We start from the raw sequence: 23084 nt of genomic DNA, 5'->3' as shown, positions 1-23084 counted from the left end.
CTACGTCTCCGCCTCCACCGCCTCGATCAGCAGCTCCGCGACGTCGACGATCTCGACGTCCGCCTCGAAGCCTCCGGTCTTGCGCCCGTCTTCGAACATCGTCGTACACATCGGACAGGCGACGACGAACTTCTCTATCGCGTCGCCCGCGGCGGTGTCTTCGACCGCCTCGCGGAGCCGCTCCTCGCTCGGCTTGACCGCCTCGTCGTGTTCGGTCCACAGTCCGCCCCCGCCGCCGCCACAGCAGAACGAGTCCGCGCGCGAGCGCGGCATCTCGTACAGCTCCGCGCCGGTCGCGCGTATCAGCTCGCGGGGAGCCTCGTACTCGTCGTTGTACCGCCCGAGGTGACAGGGGTCGTGGTAGGTGACCGCGTAGTCGAGCGCGTCGCCGGAGAGCCCGAGCCGTCCCTCACTCACCAGCCGCTCGACCACCTGCGTCCAGTGGAACACGCCGATCTCCTCCTCGGGGTTCCACGGCTCCTCTCGGTCGAACGGCATCATCGGGTCGTCCGCGAACTCCGCGAAGTCGACCTCGGGGTACTCGTTTCTGATGGTGTTGTACGAGTGCGGGTCCGTACAGACGACGTTCTCGAACTCGCAGTCGGCGAACGTCTCGACGTGATGGCCCGCGAGTTCGAGGTAGAGGAACTCCTCGCCGAGCCGGCGAACGTCGTTGCCGTCGGTCTTCTCGTCGTCGAAGAGAACACCGAACGACACGTCCGCCTCGTCGAAGAGCCGGGCGAGCGCGCGGGCGACCCGCTTGTTCCGGTCGTCGAAGCTCGGGTAGTCGCCGACGTACCAGAGGTACTCCACCGGCTCCTCGCGGGCGTCCGCGACGGTTACGTCGTCGAGGTCGTCCGTCCAGTCGCCTCGCGTCGCCTGCGGCTCGCCGAAGGCGTTGCCCGTCCGCATCACGTCCTGGAAGACGTCTTGGATGTTCGAGTCGACCGCCCCCTCGTCGACGAGCTGGCGGTTCATCCGGGTGAAGGAGGTGAGATGCTCGATGTCGACCGGGCAGGCGTCCATGCAGGCGAGACAGGACATGCAGGACTCCATCGACTCGGCCGCGACCACCCCGCCCTCCTCGGCGACGATTGGGACGGTCCCGCCGTCGGAGGCGGAGCCTCCCGCGCCGCCGTCGGCGCTCGCGACTCCCCCGTCGGTCGCGACCGATCCCCCGCCGCGCGATCCGGCCACCGGATCGTCCGTCACCGACTCGCGGTACGCCTTCAGGTCGAGGATCACGTCGCGGGGGTCGAGGTCCCGCCCCACCGTGTCGGCCGGGCAGGCGTCGGTGCACCGACCGCACTTCGTGCAGGCGTCGCCGTCGAGCAGCTCCTTCCAGGTGAAGTCCTCGATCGACTCGGCGTTGGTGTGATCGAGGTCGGCGGGGACGTTCGGGAGCCGCGCGCCGGCCCGCTCGTCGCGGGCGACGACGTTCGCGAACGACGAGATCATGTGGAACGGCTTGGCGTAGGGGATCCACGCGACGAACGCGAACGCGAGAATCGAGTGGCTCCACCAGGCGACGCCGTAGAGCGCCTCCGCGCCCGCGGGCGTGAGCCCGGCCGTCTCCAGCCCGGTCGCGAGCGCCATCCCGACGAAGCTCACGGTCTCGCCCGCGCGCGCCGGCTGGCCGACGATCCCGATCGCTTCGAGGGCGAACCCGCCGACGCCGAGCAGAAAGAGGATCCAGACGAACGCGTCGTCCTCGCGCGAGGTGTGTTTCCCCCACAGCCGCCCGTCGCGATCGCGGTACCGGCGGGCGATCGCCATGGCGACGCCGACCACGAACAACAGGCCGAACGCGTCGACCGCGAACTGATAGACCAGATAGAACTCACCGACCCAGAACGACTCGCCCGCGAGGGGACGGTACACGTCGATGTCGACCCCGAGAACCGTCGTCGCGACCAGCAGGACGAGGAAGCCCCACAGCACGAACGTGTGCATCACCCCGGCGTAGCGGTCTCCGTCGAACTGGTTCTCGTTGGAGAGCACCGTCCTCGTCGCCGCGAGCGTCCGGGTCGGGAGGCCGGACAGGCGGTCTCGCGGGTCTGCGTCCCCGCGCGCGTACGCCGCGAACCGCGCGTAGACGCCGTAGCAGAACACGGCGATCGCGACCGCGGCGAGCCAGTAGAACGCCGCTTTCCCCACCGGACCGATCGTCCAGAAGGTCTCGCGGGTGGCCGCCTGCATCGGTACCATGATCGATCACCCGGATCGGGCGGGGTTAAACCTTGGTGCGCCGTCGGGCGATCGGTTCGATCGGTCGGTATCGGCCCGCGACCGAGTCAGACGACCCGCCAGACCGTCGCGGCCGCGAGAAGCGCGCTCGCGGCTAGCACCGGCACGTCGGTCCGACCGAACGCGAGCCGCGGGAGCGTCGGATTCCACGCGAAACACCGGGCGGCGAGCGCGGTGCCGAGCCGGTCGGCCCGCCCGAACGCCCGATTGATCCCGGCGGTCGCGACGATCCGGATCCGGTCCGTCACCGCGCGCTCGGCTCCACCGCGCGCGCTGACCGCCTCTCGCGCCGCCGTCAGGTCGCGCCGGAGCAGCGGGAGAAAACGGAACACGAGCGCGACGCCGGCACCGAGGAACTGGCCGGGGCGGCCGGGCACCGCGTGCTGGATCGCCGCCCGCGACTCCCGGACCGGCGTCGATCGGACGTAGCCGGCGGCGACCACGAGGATCAGGAGCACCCGGTAGCTCGCGAGCGCCGTGTCGACCGCGCGGCCGGGGCGGAGCCACGGCGATCCGAGCGTCACGCCGGCGACGACGGGGGCGACCGCGAGCACCGGGAACGCGGCGCGGTAGCTCCAGAGGTCCCGGAGGCCGCCGCCGGCCAGTCGCAGCGACCCGACCCCGAGGAGCGTGAGGGCCGCGAGCCCGCGCGGCGTGGTGTACGCGTACGCGGCGGCCGCGAACGCGATCTGAAACCACAGCTTCGTGCGGGGGTCGAGCCGGTGGGCCGCGGTGTCGTCGGGGACGTACGCGAGGGTCACCGCTCGAACCCCGCCGGCACCCGCACGCCCAGGTCGGGGAGGGCCGCGACCGCCTCCGCCGGCGGGGCGTCGACGACGACCCGCCCGTCGGCGAGCCCCACGACGCGGTCGGCGAGGTCGAGCACGTCGCGGAGGTCGTGGGTGACGGCGATCACGCTCGTCCCGGCCGCGTGGAGGTCGCGGAGCCGCCCGAGGACGGCCCGCCGCGCGGGGTCGTCGAGCCCGGTGAACGGCTCGTCCAAGACGAGGTGGTCCGGATCCATCGCGAGCGCGCCCGCGATCGCGACGCGTTCGCGTTCGCCCCCGGAGAGCGAACCGATCCGGTCGTCCCCCCGGCCGGTCATGTTCACGGCCGCGAGCGCGTCGGCGACCCGGCGGTCGATCTCCGCGCGCGCGTAGCCGAGATTCTCCGGGCCGAAGGCGACGTCGGCGCCGACCGTCGACGCGACCAGCTGGTCGCGGGGCTCCTGAAACACCATCCCGACCGCGGTCCGGGCCGCGACGAGGTCCGCGTCGACCGGCGTCCCGTTGACCGCGACCGTTCCCGCGTCCGGATCGACGAGGCCGTTGAACGTCCGAACGAGCGTCGTCTTTCCGGAACCGTTCGCGCCCGCGACGACGACGAACTCGCCGTCGCCGATCCGGAGCGAGACGTCGTCGACGGCGACGACGCCGTCGGCGGCCGCTCCGGCGTCGCCGTCGGCGCGTCCTCGCGTCCCGCCGTACCGGCAGGTGACGCCGTCGACGTCGATCATGGACTCACCGAACGCTCGATCACGGCGTCGGTCACGCGGCCGCGACCGCGTCGGACCTGACGATCCCGACCGCGGCGGCGATCTTCAGGGCCTCCGCGGGGAGGAACGCGACCGCGCCGACCGTCACCGCCTCGACGGGACCCAGAGAGAGCACGAGCGCGAGGCCCGCGACGCCGAGCGCGTAGATGACGAGGGTTCCGAGGAACATCGCGCCGACGAGGGAGGGGAGGCCGACCGTATCGAGGTCGCGGAGCGTGATCCCGCGGTGGACGACCGCGCCGACGACCGCCGCGGCGAGCGGGTACGACCAGAGGTAGCCGGCGGACTGACCGACCAACTGGCCGACGCCGGCGGAGCCCCCTTGGAACACGGGCGCGCCGAGCGCGCCGGCCGCGAGGTACAAGACGAGCGACGCCGCCCCCCACACCGGACCGAGGTAGATCCCGGCGAGGAACACGCCGAGCACCTGCAGCGTCACCGAGACGGGCGAGACGGGGTTCGGGAACGTGACGTACGCGAACGCGCCGACGAGCGCGGCGAAGAGCGCCGCGCGCGCGAGGTTCGTCGCGGCCTCGTCGCCGACGAGATCGACGGACTCCGTGTTCGTTGCCATGGCCGTGACACGCTCGTAAACCGACTTGAATATATTGGTTGACGAACGCGACGGGGGTTGCGAACCACGTCCACGGACCGGCGGACGCGGACGCGAGGCTTATGTGCGGTGAGCGCGTTGTCTCCCGCCCATGGACGAGAAGACCTCCGATCTCCGCGACATCTTCGTCGAGACCACCGGCGCGGAGACCGTCACCGAACGACAGGCGGCCGGACGCGGGAGCCTCACCGACCGCGACGCGGCGGCGGCAGACGAGCGCGTCCGTGAACTGGTCGCGGCGATGCGCGATCGGTACGGCTTCTCGACCGACCTCGACGACGCGACCTACGCGCGGATCGCGCGCGCTCGCTTCGAGGAACCGGACGACGAGGCGATCGCGGCCCGCCTCGGAGGCGACGAGGCGAGCGAACCCGATCCCGAGGCCGTCCGAGACGCCCGGTTGGACCTCCACCTCGTCTGCGATCGGGACCGCGAGGTCGACGGGGACGCGTTCGCGTACGGGGACGTGAAGCGGCTGACGGCCGCGGGGCGGTCGATAGTCGAGTGCACGGAGGCGCTCGACGCCGACCCCGACACCGTCGCGAGGTACGCTCGGGTCGCCCGCGTCGACCTGACCTCCACCCGCGCGAACGACCGGTTCCGCGACGAGTTCCGCGACCTCCTCACCGACGCCGAGATCGAGGGGTCACACGCCGCCGACGCCCGCGAGGACGGGCTCGAAGAGGCGACGGAGGACATCGAGACGGACGTCTCGTTGTGACGTACGCCACGTGAAAAACGGCGGACGACGGTCGTCTAAAACGGTCCCTTCCCGCCGCCCATCATGTCGCCGAGACCGCCGCCGCCGTCGCCGCCCATCTTCTTCATCATGCGCTGCATGTCGCCCTCGCCCATCCCCTGGAACTGGCCGATGGTCTGTTCCATCATCGAGTGCTGCTCTAAGAGCTGCTGGACCGTCTCCGCGTCCGTGCCGGAACCGCGGGCGATCCGCTCGACGCGCGACTGGCCGACGACGCGGGGGTTCTCCAGTTCCTCATCGGTCATCGAGTCCATGATGCGCTCGAACCGCCGCATGCGGTCCTGGGTGACGTCCATCGCGTCGTCCGGAAGCTGGTCCATCATCCCGCCGCCCATGCCGGGGATCATGTCCATCACCTGGTCTAAGGGCCCCATCCGGTTCATCGCGTCCATCTGCTTTTTCATGTCTTTCAGGGTGAACTCGCCCTGAAGCATGTCCTCGGGGTCCCAGTCGTCGTCCTCCTCCGTGGCCTCCTGCATCGCGCGCTCGACGCGCTCGGAGAGCTGCTTGAGGTCGCCCATCCCGAGCAGCCGCGAGATGAACCCGGAGGGCTCGAACCGCTCGATGTCCTGAACCGTCTCGCCCGTCCCGAGGAAGGCGATGGAAGAGTCGGTCTCGTTGACCGCGGTGAGCGCGCCGCCACCCTTCGCGGTCCCGTCGAGCTTGGTGATCATCACGCCCTCGATGCCGATCGACTCCTCGAACTGGCGGGCCTGGTCTTTGGCCCCCTGTCCGATCGCGGCGTCGAGGACGAGCAGGGAGCGGTCGGGGTCGACCGCCGACTCGATCTCTTCGATCTCGGCGATCAGATCGTCTTCGAGCGCGTGTCGCCCGGCCGTGTCGACGATGTGCACGTCGGCGTCTTGGGTCTCCTCCAGTCCCGTCCGCGCGATATCGACGGGGTCGTCGTTGTCGGGGTCGCCGTAGAAGTCGACCTCGGCGCGCTCGCACATCTGTTTGGCCTGGTCGTACGCGCCCGGCCGGAAGGTGTCGGTCTGGATCACCGCGGGACGGAGCCCCTTCTTCGAGAACCACCACGCCATCTTGGCGGCGGACGTGGTCTTCCCCGACCCCTGAAGGCCGGCGAGCAGTATCGTCTGGTTTTCGAGGGGAAGCTCGGTAGAGTCGCCGACTAGCTCGACCATCTCCTCGTAGACGATCTTGAGGACGTGGTCGCGCGCCGTGGTGCCGCCCGGCGGCTCCTCGTCGAGCGCGCGGGCCTTGATCGAGTCGGACAGCTCCATCACGAGGGAGACGTCGACGTCGGCGGAAAGCAACGATCGCTGGATCTCTTTGACGATCTCCTCGACGTCGCTCTCTTCGAGCCGGCGTTTCCCTTGGAGCTTGTCGAGGCTGCCCCGCAGGGAGCTTCCGAGGTCGTCGAGTACCATTTGCCGGAGCTAGGCGGGCGACGCGGTAAAGCTTTGTTCGTCGGCGGCGGCGTCCGCCCGTCCCGTCGACCGCCTCCTCGTCGACGGCGGCGCGTCAGTCGATCGACTCCTCGTCGACGGCGGCGCGTCAGTCGATCGCCTCGTCACCGACCGCCGACGAGCCGCGCGCCGGCCGGATGGACCCGACACGCGTCGGGGTCGTATCCGGCGTCGGACAGCCCGGTCCCGAGCGCGAAGACGGTCCGACCGAGCATCGCCATCGCGGCCTCGCCGCCCGCCGCCTCGACCGCGTCGACCGCGGCCTCGACCTCGGGCACGAGGAGGTCGGCCGAGCGCGCGAATCCGCGGGCCGCGGCCATCATGGTCGGGAGCCGCGGGTCGGCGCGGAGCCGGTCGAGGGCGGTCTCGCCGGCGGCGGACAGCGCGGTCGTGTCGCCGCCGAGCACCGCCTCCGTCGACAGCTCGCCGAAGGTGACGTATTCGACCCGAGCGTCGGCGGGGATCCCGTCGAGCGCGCCGATCCCCGGCGCGCCCGGTTCGAGCCGGATCGGGACGCCGCCGCGCGCCTGCGCGACCACGTCGCCGAGGCCGGTGCCCCGATCGACTTCCGCCTCGTGGGCGAGGCGGACGAGTTCGTTCTCCGAGCGACCGCAGTCGAAGGCCCGGTTCGCCGCGAGGGCGGCCCCCAAGGCGGCCGCGCCGGACACGCCGAAGCCGGCGCCGATCGGGAGGTCGGTCTCGACGTCGACGTCCACGGCGGGGACGGAGAGCGCGTCGAGCACGTCGTCGACCGCACCGATCGCACCGGCGTCGCCGTCGAGGAGCCGCGTGCCGTCGTCTCCGGCGGCCGCCGACACGCTGACTGTGACCCCGTCAGTCAGCGTCACGCCCGCGCCTCGCGACCCGGCGACCGCCGGTCGGTCGTGCGGGTGCGCGCTGAAGAAGGCCGTGACGTGTCCGGGGACGAACGCGGTCGCCCGCTGCCTGCTCATGCTCCGCCCGAAGCGCGGGTGTCGATTAACGGTTGTTATCCGCGGCGACGCGGGAGACGAAACGCGACCACGCGACCACGCGACGCGAAACGGACACCGCAGGCGGTAAGTAGGGTCCACACGAACTGCCGGCGTATGCGAAACCAGTTGCGCCCCCTCCTCGCCGCCGCCCTGGCGATGCTGTTTCCGGGCCTCGGCCACCTCGTCTTGCGCCGATGGGGACGGGCGCTGCTGTGGCACCTGACTATCGTCGCCGGCGGCGTGGCGCTTTTCGCGTTCTACGACGTGACCGTCGGGGGGTCGATAACCGCCCCGGCGGAGGCCGCCGAGGCCGCCGCGTCGCTCCCGACCGACGTCACGGTGTCCATCGTCCTCCTGTACGGGCTGTCGGCGATCGACGCGTACGTCGTCGGGCGCGCCGACGCCGCCGCGAGAGAGCGAACCGACGCCACCGTCGAAGCGATCCGCCGACGCGCCGCGAGCGCGGACGAAACCGACGGTGCCGGCGATGAGGCCAGCGGATCGCCGTCTCCCGTCGCAGCCGTCACCGGGTCGAGCGACGAGCCGGCGGAGGTCGAGTGTCCGCACTGCGGGAAGGAGACGGACGCCGACCTCGACTTCTGTCACTGGTGTACGGAGCCCCTACCGTGGGCCGACGAGGAGTGAGTCCGACCGGGATTTTTTCTCACGGGTGATAACTGCGGAGCAACTATCATATATCGCCGTCGTGATGTCGGGAGTACGGACGCGAACGACGGACGGAATATGAGTCTGAATCCACGGAGATACGACGTACGGGAGCTGCGTCAGATCGCGGGCGCACCGCGGGTCGACGCAGACGAGGCGGCTCGGGAGCGGCCGCTTCGTCAGCCGAACCGGAACCGAGCGGAGCAAGCCGCCCGCTCGGCCGCGTTCACCGAGCTGCTCCAGCGTCAGCGAGGACGGCGGCTGTCCGCCGACGGACCTCGGCCCGACGACGCCGGAGACCGCCCGTACCTGCGGTCGGTGCCGGCCTCGCCGGAGGCGGAACACGAACTCGGCGAGTGGCTCGGCTACCTCGTCGACGTCGGCGGCCACCTGCGGAGCCGCGACGCGCTGTCGTACTACGCCGAACTCGGGTGGATCGACCCCGACGCGGTCGACGCGCTGACGCGTCGGCTGGAGGGGTTCGACGCACCGCGGTACGACCGGGCTTTCCTCCCCGCAGACCACCGGATCAGCCTCGTCTCCATCGTCCGGATCGCTTCGTGTGCGAGTGAATCATGAGCGACGACGAATCCACGGACATCAACGAATCGGACGAATCGGTAGCGGTGGGAGTGAAACTCGGCAGTACCCGAACGGTGCTCGACGTCCCCGACGGACGGGGCGGCCGCGAGCGCCACTCCATACTCACCTGTCTGGCGACCTACGAGGACGCCATCACCGGCGAAGAGAAGGTGCTGTTCGGCGAGGAGGCGGCGGTCGAGTACCCGGACACGGTGCGCTTTATGCTCCGGTCGGGGCTCCCCGAGGACGAGGAGAGCGTCGCGGACGCGGAGCGGTTCTTCGAGGCGGTCGTGGACGCTCACGACGTGCCCGAGGAGAGCGCCGTCGTCTACGCGGTGCCGACCATCGACAACGAGGAGGGCGTCGAGAACCTCACGTCGGTGATCGAGGGGTCGTCGATCGGCCAGATCGAAGCGCGGAGCTTCCCCGAGTCGCTCTGTGGTTCGATCCCCGCCTACGGCGACGGACTCGACGCGATAGACGAGGTGTTCCTCTCCGTCAACATGGGTTCGACCACGATGGAGGCGTGCGCCTACCGGCGCGGCGAGCAGCTCTCCCCGTTCTCGACCGGCTCGGTGACGGGCAACGAGGTCGACCGGCGGATCGTCGCCGCCGTCGAGGAGGAGAGCCAGGGCCGCGTCCACATCGACCGAACGACCGCTCGCGAATACAAGGAGGAGCACGCGGACGTGTACGACTTCGAGCCGTTCACGGACGTGATCCAGCAGCCCGGCGGCGGGAGCCACGAGTTCACCGTCGACCGCGGCGTGCGCGAGCCGGTCGACCGGTACATCGACGAGGCGGTCGACGTCGTCGCCAACGAGTTCCTGCCGGAGCTCGCGAACGACCACATGAAGCCGTACCAACTCGCGTTAGGCCGTCCTATCGCCGCCACCGGCGGCATGGCGTGCATCCCGGGGCTCACAGAGGAGTTCGAGAAGCGGCTCTCGGCGGAGCTCGACCGCGACGTCGAGGTCGTCTCGCCCGACGACCCCGCGACCGCGGCCGCCGAGGGCGCGGCCCGGATCGCAGAGCGGCTGGTCTGAGACCGCCGCGATCGGATTTTCGATGCGAGCGATAGACCGTTAGCCGCCGCCGGCACGCTCCGGAGACGTCGCCGCGGTCTGCGGGGTCAGACGTCGAACAGCCGCCCCGCGTCGTCCGCCTGCCGGCGGTAGATCCCCCGGCCCTTCAGCCGCGGGACCTCGTGTCGGTGGAGCCGTTCGCTCGCGCAGTCGTACACCAGCGGGAACACGTTCGTTCGCCGTCGCGCGACGGTGTAGGACTGCGCGGCGTCGACGATCGACGGGTCGGGGTCGGCCACCGGGAACACGACGTAGCCGAGCGGCGTCGTCGGCCCCGGCTGCCCGTCGATACGGTCGATGAGCACGTCTCGGAACTCGTCCGTCCGCGCGGTGATCGCTCGCTTATCGAGGTCGGAATCGTCGACGACCGTCGCCAGTACGACGACGTCGCCGATGGACGCGTCGTCGTCGCGTGTCTCCCACATCGGGCCGAACCCGTTCGTCTCGTCGTCGACCGCGTCGAAGCCGTGTTTGCGTCGGTTCGCAGCGACCGCGTCGCGGTACTGGCTCGGATCCATATCCACCCCACGAACTGCATGGTAAAAAATGACATACATGGCGGAGGCGACCGGCGTCTCGCTCAGTGGGGTCGAACCGTTCGGCGTCCGGACTCGACTCCGCGTTGTGACTGTCCCTGGTCACGTCGTTCCCGAAAAGTAGTCCCGGGCGGATTCGAACCGCGGTCACTCCGCTTCGTTCCGTTCCCTGCTTCGAATCCGGCGTTGGGACTGTTCGTGCTCACGCCGTCCGCACGGAATAGTCCCGGGCGGATTCGAACCGCCGTCAATGGCTCCAAAGGCCATTATGATTGGCCACTACACCACGGGACTGCGATGGGAGATTGCCCGTGCGCACTCAAGTAGGTTACTTTTCGCTGACTGGTACACGATGTTGTTTTTCGCTGGCTTGTCACCCTGTTCATGATACCACACCACACAGCTATGTGAGTTGAAACTAAACGTGTCGAGTGAGATGTCGAAACAGGGGACTGATCGACGGCCGCGCGACGAGGCGACCGGTGTCGGTCGCCGCGCGGGGTCCGAGAGACGTCGGGCGCGTTCGAGTCCCACCCGGTCGGTCGAGCCGCGCGCCGCGGTGCGGGGCCGCGGGGCCGGTCACCCGGCGGATGATCGTCGGTTCGGCCGCAGCGTGCTCTGTCTGTCCGGGATCGCGCTGTTGACGGCGACGAAGCTGGCGGACGCGCTCACCACCGGCGTCGGCCTTCGATTCGTCCCGGCGGTGTACGAGGCCAACCCCGTCGCGAGCGCGGTGATGGCGCGTGTCGGCGTCGACACCGGGCTGATCGTCAGCTCGTTCGGTATCGTCGTCGGGATCACCGTTATCACCGAAGCCGCCGCCGTCGCCGTCTCGCTCCGTCGCCGTGACGGCCACCTCGCCCCGCTCGTCCGACTGGCCGGCTACGGGCTCCCGTCGGCGGTGTTCGCCGTCGTCTCCGTGTACAACGCCACGGTGATCGTCGCGGGGCTGCGGACCGCCGAACTGGTCTGACGCCGCGTAGCGCAGAGCCGAAGAGAGCGCGCCACGAGACGGCGGCGTACCGGCGGTTCAGCGTCCGTCGACGATATCTCGGGGGTGGGTCGGATCGGCGTCGGTGACCGCGTCCTGCGTGTCCGCTCCGGTGTGAAGCGTCGCGGTCGAGAACGGGTTCCACCAGCGGCCGGGCGCGAGGTCGGTGAACGAGCGACCACAGGCGGGACAGACGGGATCGGTGAGCATCGAGAGGTCGACGGACGACTCGCAGTGGGCGCAGGTCCCCCGATCGATCCCGTGGTCGATCGCCTCGCGGCGTAGCTCGGCGAGGCCGCGACGCGCGGACGCTATCTCTTCGACGGTGTCGGTCGACCGCTCGACGTCGCTGAGGCGGTCGTCGAGGTCGTCGGTCAGGTCGATCAACCGCTCGAACAGCGCTTCGATCTCGTCGAACTCGCGGTCCACCCACGCCTCGAACTCGTCGTGTGTCGAATCGAACTCGTCGAGCGCCTGTTCGACGGCGTCGAGACGCCGACCGAGAGCGTCGCCGTCGACCGCCTCGTCGAGGCGTTCGACCCGGCGGTTGAGACGCGTGATGTCGTCGGTGATGCGGTCCGTGAAGCCGTCCTGTCTCGACCGCTGGTGTTCGACGTCGAGGGACAGGTCGGACACCTGCCGACGGAGCTCCGTGACGGTTTGGACCAGGTCGAGTTGCGTCTGGAGCGAGTCGCGAAGCTCTCGGATCTCGGCCGTGACGGGGTCGTCTCCGGGCGTGTCGTCGGCGTCGGAGGGCGGGGAGGAACCGTCGCCGCCGGAACGCGACGCGTCGTCGCGATCGGCGTTCTCACCCGTTGGCTCGGCGCTGCCGTCCGTCGAGTCGTCGGCTGCGGGCCACGGGGACGTGGCGGGGTCGTCGGGGCCGTGACCCCCGTCGGCGGGGCTGTGACGGTTCGACGAGCGCCATCCCGGGGGAACGTCTTCGTTCGACGCCGCCGGCGTCCCGGGGCCGCCGGCGGGCGTGTCGGGGACGACGTCGCTCATCTCGTCGAGGACCCAGTAGGCGGAGACGAGCCGGTCTAACAGCTCGCCCTCGTCGAGGTCGCGGGATTCGGCCGTGTGGTGAAGCCACTCTTGGAAGGTGTCGACGTCGATCGACTCCGGCTCGTCCGCTTCCCAAGAGTCTGACACAGGCGTACAGTTGCGTATCCAGCAGGTTAACCGTTGTGTCGGGACGAGCAGTGACCGACGCCGTGCGATAGTTTTTTTACTCTGAAATGACTAGAATTTAGAGAATGCAGCAGTCGCAGCGAGCGGTGGACGGGCCCTCCGCTGAACCACCGCTTCCGGAAACCGGGACATCAGGTCGAACGCGGCCGCGGCACGCCGCGTCGACGCCGTCGTTCCGTCGATGAGCGACTCCGGATCGAACGACACCGAGTCGGCGACAGACACGGGGGACTCCGAGACCGACCGGTCTTCGCGGTTCAGGTCGCTCCGAGCGCGGCTGGACGATATCGAGGGGACGTCGCCGTCCGACGACGGTCGGAGCGGCCCGTCAGGCGCAGGTTCGGCGGGCGGGCCGTCGCTCGACTCGAACGGCGGCTCCGATCCGGACGGCGGTCCGGGCCCGAACGGTAGCTCCGACCGGATCGGCGGAGACGGGACCCCTGAAGGAGGCGACTCGTCAGCGCGCCACGACCGGGGCGATCCGACGGCCGAATCAGACGAGTGGGAGTGGTCGACGGCGGCCGCCGACGCGGACGGAAATAGCGGAGGGGGTGCCGAGACGCGCGGGGCGACCGAGGCGGCCGACACCGACACGGGATCGACCGACACGCGGGCGGGCGGGCGGTCTCGCGACCGCGGCGGACGGGTCTGGGACCGCGACGACGACGGCGGGACCGCAGCCGACAGCGGCCCGCCCGGATCCGGCGGCGCAGACGGCTCGGGGCCGGCGGCGGACGGCGCGGCTCGCGACGGACGCGATCGGAGCCCCGACGCCGGCGGTGAGAGCGGGCTTCCCGTCGACGCCGACCCCGGAACGAGCGTGCTCGTACAGGCGGAATCCCAGGACGGGCACGCGGAACACGTCTGTCACGAACTCCTCGGACTCGAGGGAACCGGGGCGGCCCCGAGGGTGCTTCTCGTCCGATATCAGGAGCTCGACCCGGATCGGCTGGCGCGGATCGCGGAGGGCGCAGACCGGTTCACGCTGATCGCGATCGGCTACAGCCAGTCGGTGCCGGCCTCCGTCGACGACGTCGTCGACACCGTCCGGATCACGAACCCGAACGACATCACCCGGCTGGGAATAGTCGTCTCCGGGAGGGTGGAGGACTGGGCCGACGACGACCGACCGGTCGCGTTCTGTCTCGACTCGCTTAACGTGGTGTTGAACTACCGAGACGTGAAGAGCACGTTCCGATTCCTGCACGTGCTTCTCAACACGCTCCACGGCGGCGGGGCTGTCTCGCACTTCCACGCGGATCCGACGGCCGGGAGCCGACAGGACCTGAACACGCTCAAACCGCTCTTCGACGACGTCGTCGCCGTCGACTCGACCGGAGTGCACACCGAATGACCGCTCGCCGTCGTCGACGGCCGACGCGGGAGCGGGGAGCGTCCACGGCGCGGGAGCGACGTGCGTCCCGGACTCGACCGACCGCTCCTCGTGGAGGGCGCCCGTGAGCGACGTCGATCGGTCGATACGGGTCCGGGCGTTCCTCGAACAGTGGCTCTCGGTGCTTTTGATCGCGGCGGTGCTTCTCGCGGCCGTCGGCGGGTGGTGGAGCTATCAGGTCCACGCGAACCCGGACGTCGAGCGGGAGTCGGTGACCGTCGGCCAGTGGACCGAGTCGACCGCGTTCGATCACAGCTCCGTCGTCGTCAACGACTCGCTGGTGTTCGAGGAGGGCGAGCGCGTCCGGAACCGGCCGGTGTACTACGTGAACCTCGCGGAGGAGCTCGACGTGACCTACAGGTACGCACACACCGCCTCCGAGGGCGCGGTCGACGTGACGACCGACGTCCGTCTCGTGTACCGCGGCGTCGAGGGGGAAGACGTCCTCTGGCAGTACGCGGAACCCCTCGCGAGCGGGAGCGCCGACGGACTCACCGCGGACGGGAACCACACCGTCGACGCGACTGTCGACATCGACGAGGTCTTCGCGAACATCGACACGATCGAACGTCAGCTCGGCGCCGCCGGTACTATCGAGATCCGGGTCGTCGCCGCGTCGAGCGTCGAGGGCACGCTGTCCGGTCGAGACGTGAGCGCCACCTACGAGAGCGCGATGCCGATCACGGTCACCCAGCAGACGCTTCGCGTCCTCGAAACCGAGACGATAGACGAGAGCGGCCAGCGGACCGACACCGTCGAGCGCGTGGTCGAACCCAGCGGGGTCGAAGCGGTCGGGTCGGTGCTCGTGTTCGTCGTCGGGCTCGCCGGGACGGGCGGCCTGCTGGTCGCTCGCCGCCGCGGACTCGTCGACCTCTCGCCGGACGAGCGCGAGATACTCCACGTCCACCAGCAGGAACAGGAGTTCTCCGAGTGGATCACGCGCGGGACGTTCCCCTCGGAGCGGGAGTACGAGGCGACGGTCCTCGTCGACGACCTAGAGGGGCTCGTCGACGTCGCCATCGACACCAACAAGCGCGTCATCAAAGACGAGCAGCTCGGCGTGAGCACGGTGCTCGACGGTGACTACGTGTACGTCTACGTCCGGCCGGACTCGCCGGCGGAAGACTGGCTCGTCAACTACGCCGACATGACGATGGACGAGTTCGAGCAGTTCGACGTGTGAGACGCAAACTGCGCGGAGCCGCGCGCTTTTATCGCTCCCCCGTCTGGACTCGGACATGGACGTCGTCGGCGACCTTCTCGCACGCGACCGGCGGAGCCGCGACACGGCGCTCGTCACGGCCGACGGCCGCGAGCGCACGTACCACGACCTGATCACCAACGCGTACAAGGCGGCGAACGTGTTGCGCTACCTCGGCGCACGCGAGGAGTCGGTCGTCGCCGTCGATCCCGCCCCCGAGTGGCACGCCACGCTCGCGTTTCTCGGTGCCGCCCGCCTCGGCGCGCCGGTTCGGTTCGATCCGGTAGCGGGAATCGCCGCCGGCGATCGCGTCGTGCTCGTGGCCGTCGACGACGAGCCGGGGGTCGACCCGAGACCGGGGACGAACCTCGTCGCGTTCGGCGGCCCGCCGGAGCGTCCGGAGACGACTCACTGGGAACAGGAGCTGTGGAGCGAAAACCCGGCGACTCCGCCGAGTTCGGTGGCCCCGGACGATGCGGTGATCTGCGGCGCGGACGACGGTGGGGGGGACAGAGACGCGGGAGACGGTGACGTCTCGCACGGTGCGCTCCTCGACGCGGCCGCGACGGTGATCGAGAAACACGACCTGACCGCCGGGTCGCGCGTGGCGTTCGGCGGGGATCTCTCGGACCCGCGGGCGGTGGCCGCGGGACTCGTCGCCCCGCTTTCGGTCGGGGCGACCGTGGCGCTCGCCGGTGAGTCGACCTCTGGAGTCGAGATCTCGGAGTCCACAGACGAGACGGGCGACAGGCCTCGATCGGTCGATCTCGGGTCTATCGCGTTCCGGTGACCGGTCACACGTACCGCCACGCCGCTCGGTCCCATCCGTTCGAGAACCGCTCGATCGGCCCGGAGAGCCCGGTGCGGTAGCCGATCGTGGCGTCCGGAAACGCCAACGTCACGTACGGTTGCGCCCGCGCGATCGCGGTGAAGAGCTCGGAAAGCGTCGCGGCGAGCGCCGCTCGATCGGACGCGCTACGAGCGCGCTCGAAGAGCGCCGCGGCGTCGAACTCGGGGTAGTACCCGACGGCGTTGTACGGCGCGGTCGCCCCGTCGAAGCGCGCTGCGGTGGCGAGCGGGTCCCGCGGATGCGTGTTCGACCGGAACACGACTTCCATGTCCCACGGAGCGTCTCCGGTGACGCTCCGAGGACCGGGATTGACCGCCGTCGGCCGCGTCCACGCGACCCGTTCGCTCCGCACTTCGTCGACCAGCGCGTCCGGCACGGCGGCGAGGTCGCCGTCGGCGTCGCGCTCCGGTCTCGGTCGGTCGTCGACCGCGTAGTGCGCAGACGCGAAGCGCTCGCGGGTGGTCCCCTCGACGGCCACGTCGATGCCGAGGTTCGCGTCGAGCTCGTCGGCGACGAAGGCAGCGACCCGGCGGCTCTCGGCGTCCTCGCGGCGGTACAGACCCAGCGAGACGCGGTCGCCGTCCGGCGTGAGCATGTCGTCGCCGTCGAACCCGTAGTCGTGCGTCGACCGGTCGAACGCTCGCCGCGCGAGGTCGCGGGCGTACCCGCGGCCGTGCCGGTCGCCGGATCCGAAGCGGGGGAGCGCGTCCTCCGGCGGGTGGAACTCGGCGAACGGCGGCTGCCACGTGAACTGTGGGGTGGCCGCGCCCCGAAACGCCGACTCGACGAGCGCGTCCGCGTCGATCGCGGCGGACAGCGCCTGCCGAAACGAGCGGTGTCTGAACAGGTTTCCGGGTCCCGCGGTCCACCCGTTGTCGCGCATGTTGACCGCGATACGCTCGGCGTGCGCCTGCGGAACGCGGTCGATCGTGACTCCGCCGTCGTCGCGGTACGCGCCGACTCGGTCGGGCGGAATCGCCGCGCTGTCGATCGCGCCCGCGTCGAACGCGTCGAGGCGGGCCGCGCGGTCGGGGAGCACGCGAACCGCCGCGGCGTCGAAGTGCGGAGCGCCGTCGAACGCCGACGAGACCGCTCCGTCCGGCGAGTCGGCCTCGGCTACGCCGAGGTAGTACCGGTCGTTGCGGGTGAACCGAACGACCTCTCCCGGTCGCCACTCGTCGAGAACGTACGGGCCGAGGTTCCCCGCGAACCCGAGGTGAGCGAGCGTCCGATCCGTGCGGAGCCCGTCGGCGTCACGCGACTCGACGTACGGTTCGAGGAGGGCCCGTGGAACGGGATACACGAGCGGCTCGTAGCTCTCGGGCCACAGCAGTCGCGGTCGCGGGAGTCGGACGCGAAGCGTGCGCGCATCGACGACCGAGAGCGAGACGCCCCGCCAGTGGGCCGCCGCCGGCGACGCCGCCCAGTCGCGCTGGTGGACCTCGCGGACGAGGTACGCGAGGTCGTCCGCGGTCACGGGCCCGTACGGGTCGCTGAATCGCAGCCCGTCGCGCAGCCGGAGCGTCCACTCGCGGCCGTCGTCGCTGGACAGGTCGTACAGCAGGGGGACGAACTCGTCGTCGCCGTCGAACGCGTACCCGGGATCGATCACGCGAGCGATCGCGTTGCCGCCGGCGTTCCCGGCGTTGTATATCGGGTTGAGGGTCTCGATCGGCTCCGTGACGGCCGTCGCGTACGTCGCCGTGTCGGCGTCGGCCGCGCCGAATCCGAGGCTCGAACAGCCCGCGAGGGCCGCCGCCGCGCCGCCCGAAAGCGTCGAGAGGTACCGCCGTCGTCCAACTCCGCGATCTGCGCCCACACCGCCGCGTTCACGTCTCATTCGCTCACTCAGCGCACATGTATATAAAACGGTTCAGATACGCGACGGAGAGACGTCCTCGCGGACGGAGACGCGACCGCCTCCGGACGTGACTACCTCCAGACGCGACCGACGCCGAGCGACGCGCCACAGATCCCAAAAGCCGTAACCCGTCGCGTGGAAACGCCGGTATGAACGAGGTCCATCCCGACCAGCGCGTCGCGGTACTCGCGGATTCACAGAACCTGTATCACTCAGCACAGAGCGTCTACTCTCGGAACATCGACTACTCCGGCCTGCTGGAGGAGGCCGTCGCCGACCGGGCGCTCATCCGCGCCATCGCGTACGTGATCCGCGCCGACTCGCCCGAGGAGGAGAGCTTCTTCGAGGCCCTCCGCGAGATCGGCTTCGAGACGAAGATCAAGGACATCAAGACGTTCGCCGACGGGTCGAAGAAGGCCGACTGGGACCTCGGGATGAGCCTCGACGCCGTCTCGCTCGCGAGCCACGTCGACACCGTCGTGATCTGTACCGGCGACGGCGACTTCGCGCGCCTCTGCACGCATCTCCGCCACGAGGGCGTGCGCGTCGAGGCGATGGGGTTCGGCAACTCCGCCGCCGACGAACTGATCGAGGCCGCAGACGAGTTCGTCGACCTCGCCGAAGAAGAAGAGACGTTCCTGCTGTAGCCGGCGTCGATCCGTATCGTTGTCGCGACCCTGTCGCCTACCGCGACCCGAGGAGCGCCGCGACCGACCGCTCGACTGACTCTGCGGCCGCTTCGACCTCTCGAACCCGGACGTACTCGCGCTCGGCGTGGGCGACCGCGCCCGTCTCGTCCGCCAGGTCGCCGGGGCCGAACACGACCGTCGGCGCGGGCGCGAAGTACGACGCCTCCGTCGCCGCGCCGAACGGCCGCACCGCGCCGCCGCGGTCCGGCGAGAGTCCCGCGTCGTCGCCCGCCGCCCGCGCTGCGCCCGCGACCGCGTCGACGAGTTCGTGCTCGGTGTCCGTCGAGAACGCCTCGAAGAAGGGCGACTCGCGGTCGGTGAGCGCCACGTCGACGCCGACGTCGTCGGGGACCGCCGCGCGGACGGCGGCGGCGAGCGACGACCGGAATCCCTCGGCCGTCTCCGGCGGCACGCTCCGGCGGTCGACCGTGATCGAGCAGTCGGCGGGCACCTGATTCGTCGCGTCGCCGCCGGCGATGACGGTCGGCGTGAGCTTCGGCGCGCCGAGCTGCGGGTGGTCCGTGGCGTCGTCGTCGAACGTCCGGATCGCCGCGAGCGCGCCCTCGGCGGCCGCCACCGCGTTCGCCCCCGCGAACTCCGCGGCGTGTGCCGCGACGCCCGACAGCTCGACGGTCCCCTGGAACCGTCCCTTGGCCGCGGTGCAGGCGTCGAGGCCGGTGGGTTCGCCGACGAGGTACAGGTCGGCGTCGAGGTGCGGATCGCTCCCCGGCAGCGTTCCCGTCAGCGCCGCGGCCCCGAGCGAGAGCGACTCCTCGTCGGGCGTGAGCGCGAGCGTGAGCCGCCCCCGCGCCGGCTCGGCGGCGAGAAAACCGGCCAGAAGCGCCGCGAGCGGCCCCTTCGCGTCGCACGATCCGCGGCCGCGGATCACCTCGTCCGGGCGCTCGCCCCCGTGGCCGCGCTCGCCCTCGACCGCCGGTCCGCGGTCGAATGGGACGTGCGGCGTCACCGTGTCGAGGTGCGTGTTCAACGCGAGGTGCGGGCCGCGGGCGGGCGCGGGAGACGCCTTCTCGGCGACGACGCAGCCGTCCGCGACGACCGCGGTGTCGACGCCGTGCGAGTCGAGCGTCTCGACGACGAACGACCGCATCGAGTCGACCGACTCGTGCGAGGGGATCTGCACCGCTTCTTCGAGGAACGCGACCGGATCGAACGGGTCCGCGTCGGCGGATCCCGGTCCCGGACCACCGCTCATCGCGGGTCCACCGGGAGCGTCCCGCTGAACTCGTGGGCGACGGGGCCGGTGAGGGTCGCGTGTCCGGCGTCCGGAACGACGATTTCGAGGTCCCCGCCCGGCGGCCGGCTCACGGCCGATTCGCCCGCGATCAGTCCGAGCCGGCGCGCCGCGGCGACGACGGCGACCGCGCCGGTGCCGCACGACTGCGTCTCGCCCTCGACGCCGCGCTCGAAGGTCCGCTGGTCGATGACCGCCGTCCCCCCCTCGTCGCTGTCACCATCGGTGCCGTCGCCAGTGCCGTCACCGCCACTGCCGTCGTCGACGACGGCCGCGAGGTTCACGTTCGCGCCCTCCGGGAACACGTCGGCGTGGCGCACCGGGGGCGCGATCGAATCGAGGTCGTAGCTGTCGATCCCGTCCGGGTCGTCGCGGCCGCCGTCGACGAACGCGACCGCGTGCGGGACGCCGGTGTTGACGGCGGTGACGGACAGTCCCGCGACGGGCTCGTCGATAAGCGGCTCGCCGGCGCGGTCGCCCTCGCGGGCGACGGGGACTCGGACCGGGTCGAACGTCGGCACGCCCATCTCGATGGTGGCCGCGCTCGCGTCGTCGGTCACGGTGGCGTGGCGCGTTCCCGCCTGCGTGTCGATCATGAACTCGCGGTCGCCCGTCCGGTCGTGCGCCCAGCGGGCGACGACCCGCGCGCCGTTGCCGCACATCGACGCGGTCGAGCCGTCCGGCTGGACGAGCGTCATCACGACGCGGGTCGGGTCGAACCGCTCCTCGACGCTCAAGAAGAGGACGCCGTCGGCACCGCGGCGACCGGTCGCGCTCGACGGGACGGACCCGTCACCGACGGCGGCGTCGACCGTCACGCCCGTCTCGCGGTCGCAGTGCGCGCGGGCGAACGCCGCGCGGTCGCCGACGGTGTGGGCGTCCGCGTCGACGACGAGGAAGTCGTTGCCCGTCCCGTGGTACTTCTCCACGGGGACGGCGTGAGCGCTCATCGGTCCACCTCCGGCGCGTCGGAATCGCTCGACCGGGGCAGGTCTCGTTCGACCGCCGTGAGGTCCGCGAGGGTCTCGCGGCGGCGGACGAGCCGCGCCGTCCCGTCGGCCAGCGCGACCTCCGCGGGCCGCGGCCGCGAGTTGTACTGGCTCGCCATCTCGTACCCGTACGCGCCGGCGACCCCGATCGCGAGGACGTCGCCCCGCGCGGGGTCGGCGAGCGACCGGTCCGCGGCGAACGTGTCCCCGGTCTCGCAGATCGGGCCGGCGACGGTGACGGGCGCGGTCGCCCGATCCGCCGGGGCCGGCTCGCCGTCGGCTCCGCCGAGGTTGCAGATCGGGTGGTACGCGTCGTACATCGCCGGACGCAGGAGGTCCGTCATCCCGGCGTCGACGCCGACGACGCGCTCGTCCGGCGTCGGCTTCACCGTGTTCACCCGCGTCAGGAGGACGCCGGCGTCGGCGACGACGTACCGTCCGGGCTCTATCGCGAGGTCGACGCCATCGGGGAGCGGCGCGACCGCCTCGCGGGTCGCGTCGGCGACCGCGGGGAGGTCGAGCGGCGGCGCGTCCTCCTCGTAGGGGACGCCGAACCCGCCGCCGACGTCGACGTACTCGATGTCGAGCGCGCGGGGTCTGGCGGCGTCGACGTCGGCGACCGTCGCGTCCGGGGCCGTAAGCTCTCGGGCCAGCTCACCCATCCGGGAGACGAGCTCGCGGTGGCTGTCCAACTGGTCGGAGTCGATCCCGGAGCCGGCGTGGGCGTGGATCCCGACCACCTCGAAGCGGTCTGCGGCCTCGCGGGCCGCGTCGGCGGCGCGGTCGTAGGGTATCCCGAACTTCGCCGCGCCGCCGGTCGTCACCTTCGCGTGGTGGCCGGCACCGACGCCGGGGTTCACGCGCAGACAGACCCGGCCGTCGTAGCCGCGGTCGGCGAGCCGGTCGAGGGTGTCGACCGCCCCGACCGTGACCGTCAGGTCGGGCTCCGCCTCGGCGACGCCGGCGACGTAGTCGAGGTCGCGCGCGGGCGGGTTGACCGCGGTGTAGTGGAGCCGGTCGCCGTCGAAGCCCGCCGCGAGCGCCCGGTCGAGTTCGCCGGCCGAGGCGCACTCCGCGTCGAGCCCGGCGTCGCGAACCGTTTCGAGCACGGCGCGGCCGGTGTGCGCCTTCACCGCGTAGCGCACGTCGGCGTCCGGGAAGGCGTCCCGGAGGCGCGCGCAGTTCTCGCGGACGCGGTCGAGGTCCTGGACGTACAGCGGGGTGTCGTGGACGGCCGCGATCGACCGGAGCCCCTCGCCGTCCCAGTCGGACACGCGGCGGACCGCGGGGCCGCCGGAGCGAGCGTCGCCAGCCGTCCCCGAGCCGTCGGCGTCGCTCGCCGCCCGGTCGCCGGAGCCGCGGTCGGAACCGACGTCGCTCATTCTCGGAGCGCGTCCTCGCGCTGCGTCGCCTCAAGCGTCTCCTCCTCGACGTGCGTGGCGACGACCGCGGGCTTGTACGCGCCGCCCTCGAACAGGTCGTGGTCGCCGACGGACGACTCGACCATGCGGGTGAACGCCCGGCGCTCGGCGGGGAGGTGGCCGTAGAGTACCTCTTCCTCGACGAGATCGTAGACGGGGATCCGGGGGGTGAGCAGGGTGTTCTCGCCGACGATCGAGTCCTCGCCGACGCGGAAGCCCGAAGTGACGCGACAGCCCGCGCCGAGCGAGACGCCGTCCTCGATTATCACCGGCGCGTCCTCGACGGGTTCGAGGACGCCGCCGATCAGGGTGTTCGCGCCGAGCTTGACGTTCGCGCCGAGCTGCGCGCAGGAGCCGACCGTGTCACAGGAGTCGACGAGCGTGCCGTCGCCGACGTGCGCGCCCACGTTGACGAACGAGGGGCTCATCATGATGCAGTCGCTGCCGAGGTACGCGCCCCGGCGGATCGCGGTCCCGTCGGGCGTGTTCCGCGTGCCGCGCTCGCCGAGGTCGGCGGTGTCGCGCAGCGGGAGCACGTCGTGGTAGCGCACGTCCCCGTACTCGCGGGGCTCGGTCGCGCGCAGCCCGAAGTTGAGCAGGATGCCGCGCTTGACCCACTCGTTGGCCTCCCACGAGGTCACGTCGTCGCCGGTCTTCTCGGCGGCGCGCACCTCGCCGGCCTCCAGCGCTTCGAGGAACGCGTCGAGCGTGTCCGCGTCCTCGGCGGTCGCGTCGGCGGCCGTCAGCCCGTCCTGATAGCGGTTCCACAGATCGGATACGTCGGATCGGAGCGTCATT

Annotated in this window: 22 protein-coding genes and 1 tRNA gene; 9 read left to right on the top strand and 14 right to left on the bottom strand. The window is 70.9% G+C overall.

From position 1 onward, the window contains the following. The 4 genes from NO930_RS07995 to NO930_RS07980 form a co-directional block, all read right to left on the bottom strand. Positions 1 to 2208: a heterodisulfide reductase-related iron-sulfur binding cluster gene (locus NO930_RS07995; protein WP_256403064.1), complete on the bottom strand. Its 2208-nt coding sequence runs from the start codon at positions 2206 to 2208 to the stop codon at positions 1 to 3. 86 nt (positions 2209 to 2294) lie between these two features. Then, entirely contained in the window at positions 2295 to 3008 is a 714-nt protein-coding gene (locus NO930_RS07990) for an energy-coupling factor transporter transmembrane component T family protein (protein ID WP_137784519.1), read from the bottom strand. Further along, positions 3005 to 3763 (bottom strand): energy-coupling factor ABC transporter ATP-binding protein, encoded by a 759-nt coding sequence (locus NO930_RS07985; protein ID WP_256403063.1) that lies wholly within the window; start codon positions 3761 to 3763, stop codon positions 3005 to 3007. The genes NO930_RS07990 and NO930_RS07985 overlap by 4 nt, the downstream gene beginning before the upstream one ends. 31 nt (positions 3764 to 3794) lie before the next feature. Then, complete coding sequence (locus NO930_RS07980) at positions 3795 to 4376, bottom strand: biotin transporter BioY (RefSeq protein WP_256403062.1); 582 nt, start codon at positions 4374 to 4376, stop codon at positions 3795 to 3797. 130 nt (positions 4377 to 4506) lie between these two features. On the opposite strand from NO930_RS07980, the gene NO930_RS07975 reads away from it, so the two are divergent. Then, a complete protein-coding gene (locus NO930_RS07975) occupies positions 4507 to 5136 on the top strand; it encodes a hypothetical protein (protein ID WP_256403061.1) in 630 nt (209 codons plus the stop codon). Positions 5137 to 5171: 35 nt separating this feature from the next. Here the strand turns inward: NO930_RS07975 and NO930_RS07970 are convergent, their stop codons facing one another. Both NO930_RS07970 and NO930_RS07965 read right to left on the bottom strand, forming a co-directional pair. Next, positions 5172 to 6566: a signal recognition particle protein Srp54 gene (locus NO930_RS07970; RefSeq protein ID WP_256403060.1), complete on the bottom strand. Its 1395-nt coding sequence runs from the start codon at positions 6564 to 6566 to the stop codon at positions 5172 to 5174. A 143-nt stretch (positions 6567 to 6709) separates the two neighbouring features. Continuing rightward, complete coding sequence (locus tag NO930_RS07965) at positions 6710 to 7558, bottom strand: pantoate kinase (protein ID WP_137784672.1); 849 nt, start codon at positions 7556 to 7558, stop codon at positions 6710 to 6712. Positions 7559 to 7693: 135 nt separating this feature from the next. Here NO930_RS07965 and NO930_RS07960 point away from each other — a divergent pair, with 135 nt between their 5' ends. The 3 genes from NO930_RS07960 to NO930_RS07950 all read left to right on the top strand — a co-directional run bounded on the left by NO930_RS07960 (position 7694) and on the right by NO930_RS07950 (position 9873). After that, a complete protein-coding gene (locus tag NO930_RS07960) occupies positions 7694 to 8224 on the top strand; it encodes a zinc ribbon domain-containing protein (RefSeq protein WP_256403059.1) in 531 nt (176 codons plus the stop codon). A gap of 99 nt (positions 8225 to 8323) precedes the next feature. After that, positions 8324 to 8824 carry a FlaD/FlaE family flagellar protein gene (locus NO930_RS07955; protein WP_256403058.1) on the top strand — a complete coding sequence of 167 codons (501 nt, stop codon included), beginning with the start codon at positions 8324 to 8326 and terminating at the stop codon, positions 8822 to 8824. Next, positions 8821 to 9873 carry an actin-like salactin gene (locus tag NO930_RS07950; RefSeq protein ID WP_137783882.1) on the top strand — a complete coding sequence of 351 codons (1053 nt, stop codon included), beginning with the start codon at positions 8821 to 8823 and terminating at the stop codon, positions 9871 to 9873. The genes NO930_RS07955 and NO930_RS07950 overlap by 4 nt, the downstream gene beginning before the upstream one ends. An 86-nt stretch (positions 9874 to 9959) precedes the next feature. On the opposite strand, the gene NO930_RS07945 is transcribed toward NO930_RS07950, so the two are convergent. Both NO930_RS07945 and NO930_RS07940 read right to left on the bottom strand, forming a co-directional pair. After that, the gene (locus tag NO930_RS07945) at positions 9960 to 10430 is read right to left on the bottom strand and encodes a hypothetical protein (protein WP_092563717.1); all 471 of its coding nucleotides are present in this window, start codon (positions 10428 to 10430) and stop codon (positions 9960 to 9962) included. A 239-nt stretch (positions 10431 to 10669) separates the two neighbouring features. Continuing rightward, a tRNA-Gln gene (locus tag NO930_RS07940) sits at positions 10670 to 10742 on the bottom strand. Between the two features lie 319 nt (positions 10743 to 11061). Between NO930_RS07940 and NO930_RS07935 the strand changes: the two genes are divergently transcribed. Further along, on the top strand, positions 11062 to 11421 hold the full coding sequence (locus tag NO930_RS07935; protein ID WP_141651420.1) for a hypothetical protein: 360 nt from the start codon (positions 11062 to 11064) through the stop codon (positions 11419 to 11421). A 57-nt stretch (positions 11422 to 11478) separates the two neighbouring features. Here NO930_RS07935 and NO930_RS07930 read toward each other — a convergent pair whose 3' ends face one another. Further along, positions 11479 to 12591, bottom strand: a complete 1113-nt coding sequence (locus NO930_RS07930) for an ICP22 family protein (RefSeq protein WP_256403057.1) — start codon at positions 12589 to 12591, stop codon at positions 11479 to 11481. Positions 12592 to 12811: 220 nt separating this feature from the next. Between NO930_RS07930 and NO930_RS07925 the strand changes: the two genes are divergently transcribed. The 3 genes from NO930_RS07925 (at position 12812) to NO930_RS07915 (ending at position 16014) form a co-directional block, all read left to right on the top strand. After that, a complete protein-coding gene (locus NO930_RS07925; RefSeq protein WP_256403056.1) occupies positions 12812 to 13984 on the top strand; it encodes a DUF7504 family protein in 1173 nt (390 codons plus the stop codon). A 103-nt stretch (positions 13985 to 14087) separates the two neighbouring features. Beyond that, the gene (locus NO930_RS07920; RefSeq protein WP_256403055.1) at positions 14088 to 15206 is read left to right on the top strand and encodes a DUF5305 domain-containing protein; all 1119 of its coding nucleotides are present in this window, start codon (positions 14088 to 14090) and stop codon (positions 15204 to 15206) included. Between the two features lie 55 nt (positions 15207 to 15261). Continuing rightward, positions 15262 to 16014: a long-chain fatty acid--CoA ligase gene (locus tag NO930_RS07915; RefSeq protein ID WP_256403054.1), complete on the top strand. Its 753-nt coding sequence runs from the start codon at positions 15262 to 15264 to the stop codon at positions 16012 to 16014. A 4-nt stretch (positions 16015 to 16018) separates the two neighbouring features. Here NO930_RS07915 and NO930_RS07910 read toward each other — a convergent pair whose 3' ends face one another. Further along, entirely contained in the window at positions 16019 to 17914 is a 1896-nt protein-coding gene (locus NO930_RS07910) for an ABC transporter substrate-binding protein (RefSeq protein WP_256403053.1), read from the bottom strand. 170 nt (positions 17915 to 18084) lie between these two features. Here NO930_RS07910 and NO930_RS07905 point away from each other — a divergent pair, with 170 nt between their 5' ends. After that, positions 18085 to 18582, top strand: a complete 498-nt coding sequence (locus NO930_RS07905; RefSeq protein ID WP_137783763.1) for a LabA-like NYN domain-containing protein — start codon at positions 18085 to 18087, stop codon at positions 18580 to 18582. Positions 18583 to 18619: 37 nt separating this feature from the next. Here the strand turns inward: NO930_RS07905 and NO930_RS07900 are convergent, their stop codons facing one another. Genes NO930_RS07900 through NO930_RS07885 form a run of 4 tightly spaced genes read right to left on the bottom strand, consistent with a single transcriptional unit; the run spans position 18620 to position 23083 of the window. Further along, positions 18620 to 19837: a M20/M25/M40 family metallo-hydrolase gene (locus NO930_RS07900; protein ID WP_256403052.1), complete on the bottom strand. Its 1218-nt coding sequence runs from the start codon at positions 19835 to 19837 to the stop codon at positions 18620 to 18622. Then, entirely contained in the window at positions 19834 to 20826 is a 993-nt protein-coding gene (locus NO930_RS07895; protein ID WP_256403051.1) for a diaminopimelate epimerase, read from the bottom strand. Before NO930_RS07895 ends, NO930_RS07900 begins: the two co-directional genes overlap by 4 nt. Next, positions 20823 to 22247, bottom strand: a complete 1425-nt coding sequence (gene lysA, locus NO930_RS07890) for a diaminopimelate decarboxylase (RefSeq protein ID WP_256403050.1) — start codon at positions 22245 to 22247, stop codon at positions 20823 to 20825. Before lysA ends, NO930_RS07895 begins: the two co-directional genes overlap by 4 nt. After that, complete coding sequence (locus NO930_RS07885) at positions 22244 to 23083, bottom strand: 2,3,4,5-tetrahydropyridine-2,6-dicarboxylate N-succinyltransferase (protein ID WP_256403049.1); 840 nt, start codon at positions 23081 to 23083, stop codon at positions 22244 to 22246. Before NO930_RS07885 ends, lysA begins: the two co-directional genes overlap by 4 nt. Position 23084: the final 1 nt, after the last annotated feature.

This window comes from Halorubrum salinum, from assembly GCF_024494575.1.
Lineage (GTDB): Archaea > Halobacteriota > Halobacteria > Halobacteriales > Haloferacaceae > Halorubrum > Halorubrum salinum.
The sequence above is the reverse complement of the archived record's forward strand: the minus strand, read 5'-3'. Positions and strand labels throughout refer to the sequence as shown.

Bases quoted from the DNA above. Each gene is read 5' to 3' on its own strand.
- NO930_RS07975 (WP_256403061.1), top strand. From the start codon at position 4,507: ATGGACGAGAAGACCTCCGATCTCCGCGACATCTTCGTCGAGACCACC.
- NO930_RS07970 (WP_256403060.1), bottom strand. From the start codon at position 6,566: ATGGTACTCGACGACCTCGGAAGCTCCCTGCGGGGCAGCCTCGACAAG.
- NO930_RS07915 (WP_256403054.1), top strand. From the start codon at position 15,262: ATGGACGTCGTCGGCGACCTTCTCGCACGCGACCGGCGGAGCCGCGAC.
- NO930_RS07980 (WP_256403062.1), bottom strand. From the start codon at position 4,376: ATGGCAACGAACACGGAGTCCGTCGATCTCGTCGGCGACGAGGCCGCG.
- NO930_RS07885 (WP_256403049.1), bottom strand. From the start codon at position 23,083: ATGACGCTCCGATCCGACGTATCCGATCTGTGGAACCGCTATCAGGAC.
- NO930_RS07955 (WP_256403058.1), top strand. From the start codon at position 8,324: ATGAGTCTGAATCCACGGAGATACGACGTACGGGAGCTGCGTCAGATC.
- NO930_RS07965 (WP_137784672.1), bottom strand. From the start codon at position 7,558: ATGAGCAGGCAGCGGGCGACCGCGTTCGTCCCCGGACACGTCACGGCC.
- NO930_RS07960 (WP_256403059.1), top strand. From the start codon at position 7,694: ATGCGAAACCAGTTGCGCCCCCTCCTCGCCGCCGCCCTGGCGATGCTG.
- NO930_RS07905 (WP_137783763.1), top strand. From the start codon at position 18,085: ATGAACGAGGTCCATCCCGACCAGCGCGTCGCGGTACTCGCGGATTCA.
- NO930_RS07910 (WP_256403053.1), bottom strand. From the start codon at position 17,914: ATGAGACGTGAACGCGGCGGTGTGGGCGCAGATCGCGGAGTTGGACGA.
- NO930_RS07925 (WP_256403056.1), top strand. From the start codon at position 12,812: ATGAGCGACTCCGGATCGAACGACACCGAGTCGGCGACAGACACGGGG.
- NO930_RS07995 (WP_256403064.1), bottom strand. From the start codon at position 2,208: ATGGTACCGATGCAGGCGGCCACCCGCGAGACCTTCTGGACGATCGGT.
- NO930_RS07945 (WP_092563717.1), bottom strand. From the start codon at position 10,430: ATGGATCCGAGCCAGTACCGCGACGCGGTCGCTGCGAACCGACGCAAA.
- NO930_RS07950 (WP_137783882.1), top strand. From the start codon at position 8,821: ATGAGCGACGACGAATCCACGGACATCAACGAATCGGACGAATCGGTA.
- lysA (WP_256403050.1), bottom strand. From the start codon at position 22,247: ATGAGCGACGTCGGTTCCGACCGCGGCTCCGGCGACCGGGCGGCGAGC.
- NO930_RS07900 (WP_256403052.1), bottom strand. From the start codon at position 19,837: ATGAGCGGTGGTCCGGGACCGGGATCCGCCGACGCGGACCCGTTCGAT.
- NO930_RS07895 (WP_256403051.1), bottom strand. From the start codon at position 20,826: ATGAGCGCTCACGCCGTCCCCGTGGAGAAGTACCACGGGACGGGCAAC.
- NO930_RS07985 (WP_256403063.1), bottom strand. From the start codon at position 3,763: ATGATCGACGTCGACGGCGTCACCTGCCGGTACGGCGGGACGCGAGGA.